Raw genomic sequence first — 5,917 nt, forward strand, 5'->3', positions numbered from 1 at the left:
AGCTATGGCCACAAGGCCTGGACCTCGCGCCCGCGCGCCAACAACCAGCCCTATGCGCCTGCGCAAGGTCTGACCTACACAGGCAACCCCGCCGATGAGACGGCGGTCCGGGCCTGGGTCGGGACGCTGTTCCAGTAGGGGGCGCCGGGTCCCTTCGGTTGACTCTTTCGCCTTTTGAGAGATTGATGCAACCTTGGAGCGTCTTTAGCCTGCGTCGTCCATAGGGCCTTCTCGCTGGACGGGCCGGAAGTGGCGTATCCGAACGGGGGATTCCAATGCTGAACGGTCGTCGGGGTCTGTTGCGCGGTCTGGCCGGGGCGGGGTTCAGCCTGTTGTTGGCGCGCGGGGCCCGGGCGGACCCGGTCAGCTATGGGTATGACGTCTTCGGCCGGGTCACCAGCGTCACCTGGCCCAACGGCACCCTCACCACCTACGCGTATGACGACGCCGGCAACCGGACCGCGCGGAGCAACGGCGTGCCGCCGCCGCCCCCGCCTCCGCCGCCGCCCCCTCCGTTGGTGGTCGCGGTCTCGCCGAGCACCATCAGCGGCACGGGGTCGGAGGGCACGCCGCCGGCGACCACGACCGCAACCGGGGGAACACCTCCCTACGTCTATCTCTGGCAGCGATTGTCAGGATCGACCGACATCGTCGCCGGCGATCCCACGGGAGCCGTCACCGATTTCAGATGGGACGGGTCGTTTTCAGGTCCCCCGCGGCTCTCTACTTGGCGGTGCCGTGTGACCGACACAGCGAGCACCGTCGCCTATAGCGCGACCATTCAGGTTTCGATCGATCCAAGCGCCTGAGGACGATGATGTCGAATCGGAACACCTCCAACCGCTTCATCGCCAGCTTGTTCGCCGTCGCCCTGTCGATGCTCGGCCTGGCCGCGCCGGCGCTTGCCCAGGACGCCCCGCCGCCGCCGCCGTTCGCCGCCATCGACGCGTTCGGGGTCTCCCTGTCGAGCGGCACGGTGCAGGTGTCGTCGCCGACCATCAGCGTCGGCGATCCGGCCAACGGGGGCCTGTCGTTCACGGCGACCTGGGACACCGAGGCCCGGGCCTGGCGCTCCAGCGTCTGGGGTGCCATCGACAAACAGCCGCTGAACCCCGACCCCTATTGCTACGGCTACATCACCGTCACCATGATGGGGAATTCCGGCAAGTTCCAGCAGGACACCTGCACCGGCGCCTATGACCTCAGGGACGGCGTCGGCACACTGACCCGCTCGGGGAATATCTGGACCTATACCGCGCCGGACGGGACGGTCGCCCTCTACGACTACGCCACCCGCACCGGACTGGGCGCGACATTTTCGGCCAATCAGGGACTGATCACCTCGATCACCCGGCCGAACGGCGAGATTCTCACTTTCACTTCGGCCGGATTCGGATACTATCGGTCGGTCACCAACAACCGCGGCTACCAGCTGCATTTCGACTACGACAGCCAGGGCCTGAGCAAGGTCACGGCGCTGAACAACGCCGTCGATCCCTGCGCCCCGACGGCGACCAGCTGCACCTATTCCATCACCTGGCCCAGCCTGACCTTCGCCGCCTCCGGGCTGGAGCGCAGCGTCACGGATTCGCTCGGCCGCGAGACCCGGCTCCTGTTCGACAACGTCGATCCCCTCCAGGCCGATCTGGTCGGCGTGGCGCGGCCGGCCACGACCAGCGGCGCTTCTGTCACCTACGAACACACGCGCACCGCGGCCTTCGGCAACCGGGTCAGTTCGGCGTCGGACGGCGTCGGGACCTGGACCTACGAATACGCCTATGTGGACTATATCTGTCCGCCGCTGCCCAATCCCTGCCCGCCGCCGACCGACAGCTACGGCGCCGACACCACGGTCACGGCCCCCGACGGCGGCGAGACCGTCTATCACTTCTTCTGGCACCTGCCGATCAATCCGTGGGACGGGTCGAGCATGGCCCTGACCTCGGTCACCGACGCGCTGGATCAGGAGACCTTCATCTACATCGACGGCGCGGGCTTGGCCTCGGTCACCTATCCCGAGGGCAACGGCGTCTCCTATGCCCGCGACTGGCAGACGGGCGTGGTGACCGCGCAGACGGTGGCGGCCAAGCCAGGCTCCGGTATTGCCCCAGCGGTCACCACCTATGACTACCCCGCCTGCACCGGCTCCAATCCGGTCCTGTGCCGCCGCCCGACCACGGTGACCGATCCGATGGGCCGGGTGACGACCTTCGCCTATGACGCCGCCGGCAACCTGACCTCGACCACCGCCCCGGCGCCGACGACCGGGGCGATCCAGCCCCAGACCCGCTTCGCCTGGGCCCAGCGGCAGGCCTGGTTCAAGCACAACGGCTCGGCCTCGATCACCCAGGACGCCAACCCGATCTGGGTCCAGGTCGAACAGTTGGCCTGCGCCACCGCCGCCGCGACCCCGGGCTGCGACGGCACGGCGGACGAAGTGGTCAGCGCGACCACGTATCAGACGGGCAGCGCCAGCCTCGCCAGCAACATCCTGCCGGTCTCGGTCACCACGGGGAACGGCTCGGGCACGCTGCTGGCGACGACCAGCATGACGTATGACGGCGTCGGCAATGTCCTGACCGTGGACGGCCCCCTGGCGGGCTCGGCTGACACAACGCTGAGCATCTACGACGCCATGCGCCAGACGGTCGGGGTGATCGGCCCCGATCCGGACGGGGCGGGGGCGCGGCTGTTCCCGGCGACGAAGACCACCTACAACGCCGACGGCCAGGTCACCACGGTAGCCCAGGGCACGACCACGGCCCAGACCACCGTCGCCTTCGCCGCCTTCAGCGCCCTCCAGACCGCGACCTCGACCTACAACGCCCAGGGCCGCAAGGTGCTCGACACCTCGGCCCCCGGCACGGCCGAGGTCACACTGGTCCAGTACGGTTACGACACGTCCGGCCGGCTCAGCTGCACGGCCCGGCGCATGGACCCGGCGGACTTCGCCGGCCTGCCGGCCTCGACCCCGGTCTGCGAGGTGACCGGGCCGGCCGGTTCGTTCGGCCCGGACCGGATCACCCGGACCAACCATGACCTGGTCGGCCGGGCGACCAGCGTGGTGATGGGTTACGACTCGGGCGACACTATCACCGAAAGCCAGACCCTCACCGCCAACGGCCGGGTCGCCACCCGCACGGACGGGAACGGCAACGTCTTGACCTATGTCTATGACGGCATGGACCGGATCGCCTCCCTGCGCTTCCCCAACGCCTCGGGCGGCGGTTCGTCGACCACGGACTATGAGGCCTTCACCTATGACGCGGTGAATAACCCGATCACCAAGCGAACACGCGCCGGAGACACCTTCGCCACCACCTTCGACACTCTGAACCGGATCTCCCGGATCGTCAGCAGCGCCGGCGGCGCGCGGGCCGTGCCGGACACGCGCTTCACCTACGACCTGCTGAACCGGCGGCTGACCGCCTGTTTCTGGGTGAGCGCCGCCTGCACCCAGACGGCTGCGGCGGCCTGGGACGCGCTGGGCCGCCAGACCTCGGAGACCGGGCCCATCGGGACGGTGGGCTATGGCTTCGATCTGGCCGGGCGGCGCACGAGCATCTCCTGGCCGGACGCTTTCGCGGTCGGCTACGCCTGGGATCTGTCGAACAATGTGACGGCGATCACGCAAGGGGCCAGCACCCTGGCCAGCTACACCTACGACAACCTGGCCCGGCGCACGGGGATCGCCCGGCTGAACGGCGTCTCGACCGCCTATGGCTATGACGCCGCCTCGCGGCTGGATGAGTTGGACCAGAACCTGGCGAGCACGGCCAGCGACCTGGCCCTGGACTTCGCCCGCAATCCGGCCTCGCAGCTGGTCACCCGCGACGCCTCCAACAACGCCTATACCTATGCGCCGAGCACCGGCACCACGGCCTATGCGAACAACGGCCGCAACCAGGTCACCGCCGCCGGCGGGGCGACCATCACCTATGAGGTCACCAACGGGACCCTGAGCAGCGGCAACATCGCCAACGACGGGACCGCCGCCTTCACTTACGACGCCGCCAACCGGCTGAAGAGCGCGGGGGCGGTCACCTACACGTACGACGCGCTGGACCGGCTGTATCAGGAGAACGCCACGGCCGCCCGGCGCTTCCTCTACGCCGGCGACCAGCTGATCGGCGAGTACAGCACCGCCAACGTCATCCAGACCCGCTACGTCCCCGCGCCCGGGGTGGACGAGCCTCTGGTGGAGTACGCCGGCACCGGCACGGGCACGCCGCGCTACTACGTCGCCGACGAGCGCGGTTCGGTGATAGCGCGGACCACCGCCGCCGGGGCGGTCTTCAACGCCATCAACACCTATGACGAATACGGCGTCCCGGCCGCGGCGGTCACCGGCCGGTTCCAGTACACGGGCCAGACGCGGCTCTCGGACACGGGGCTCTACTATTACAAGGCGCGGGTCTATGCGCCGAGCCTGGGGCGGTTCCTGCAGACCGACCCGATCGGGTATGAGGCGGGGCTGAATCTGTATGCGTATGTGGGCGGGGATCCGGTGAATGGTACGGATCCGACTGGGCTGGCGAGCGCCCTCCCGGGCGGAGGGTGGGGCTACTACGTTGTGGGTGGGCCGGGCGCGGCCCCCGCCTCGGAAGAGGAATCCTCAGACAATACGTATCGCTTGGTCGGTGAATCTGGATCGACAAGCTACTTGGCGATATATGATGACTCTGGAACGTTCATAGGAATCCAACCGTTGGCATCGGGCCGCGCTGATGAAGCAACGCTGGCTCCATGGGACGTTTTCGGGCTCGGCGCACTGGGCGCGAAAAGCACCGCCAAGCTTTTAGGGAGGGTGCTTGCGGGGCGTTTGTCTAGGGAGGCAGCTGAAGTCGGTGCCTATACTGTATATAGATCCATCGATGACGCGGGATCTGTCAATTATGTGGGTATCACAAACAGTGTAGCCCGAAGAATTGCTGAACAATCTCGTGGCCTAGGAATCAGAATTCGGCCGATCCCCGGACTAACCGGCCTGACCGCCAGTCAGGCAAGGGGGGCAGAACAGGCACTAATTGAGTTGTACGGACTTGGCCGGAACGGCGGCCAGCTTATTAACAGAATAAATAGTATAGCACGAAGTAATCCAACCTATGCCGAATCTCTAGCAAACGGCGTTGGCGTGTTAGCTCGAGCGAGGTATCCAGGATTCTGACATGATCGGAGATATTCTTGCATTTTCGAACCGAAACCTACCAGCACTCCTTTACCACACGCATGAAAATCCGTTGATGGGAAGCTTGGTGAGGGTGTTTTGCTCGGTGGAATTCGACACGGAGGCGATCGACAGGGCGCTCGCGCGCGAACCCGATTTCCAATGTTTTTTTCCGGTGAACGCCGCGGTCAGGAGGAAAGACCTCAGAATTCTTGAGCCCCGCCCTCCTCAAGGGCGTTGGGCTCGCTTTCCTATGTTCAAGGCCGAGGGACTTAGTCGCGACACGTGGTGGTTGTGGGATGGCGACCGAGAATGGCCTTACGAAGGGGCCGTTGAAGCCATTTCGGACTATCCGGAGCGAGAGAGTGTGAACGATACGATGATGATCTCGCTTATTTCCAAGCGATGCGTCAGCTGTATCCCCAAGTAGCCGGCGATTGCAAATGCGGGTCTATCAAATCGACCAGCGGAGTTGGGTGCATCGGGCTCTCAACGTCGGCAGGGTTCTGACCGTGATTGGCTCGCTGTCCGGCCGCGACGACACGACGCTGAGTATCTACGACGCGCAAGACCACCTACAACGACGACGGGCAGGTCTCCGCGGTGGCGCAGGGCTTTGTGCTTGATCTGCGCGCCGCTCGCGGCTCGGGCGAGAACTCCTCGACCGCGCGGGGCTACGGCCTCGCCAACCGCATCTGGACGCCCGAGTTTACCGTCAGTCGCCAGCCGGCGGCGGGCGACATCACCTAC

General features: G+C 66.1%; 3 protein-coding genes. All 3 read left to right on the forward strand.

Features of this window, described 5'->3' with window-relative positions:
* Positions 1–275: 275 nt before the first annotated feature.
* From Q8K49_RS14765 to Q8K49_RS14775, 3 genes are read left to right on the forward strand one after another with little or no spacing between them, the layout of a single operon-like run.
* A complete protein-coding gene (locus Q8K49_RS14765) occupies positions 276–809 on the forward strand; it encodes an RHS repeat domain-containing protein (RefSeq protein ID WP_305306843.1) in 534 nt (177 codons plus the stop codon).
* An 8-nt stretch (positions 810–817) separates the two neighbouring features.
* Positions 818–5,167: an RHS repeat-associated core domain-containing protein gene (locus tag Q8K49_RS14770; RefSeq protein ID WP_305306844.1), complete on the forward strand. Its 4,350-nt coding sequence runs from the start codon at positions 818–820 to the stop codon at positions 5,165–5,167.
* A gap of 1 nt (position 5,168) precedes the next feature.
* A complete protein-coding gene (locus Q8K49_RS14775; protein ID WP_305306845.1) occupies positions 5,169–5,597 on the forward strand; it encodes a hypothetical protein in 429 nt (142 codons plus the stop codon).
* Positions 5,598–5,917: the final 320 nt, after the last annotated feature.

This window comes from Brevundimonas sp. (genome assembly GCF_030682035.1).
Lineage (GTDB): Bacteria > Pseudomonadota > Alphaproteobacteria > Caulobacterales > Caulobacteraceae > Brevundimonas.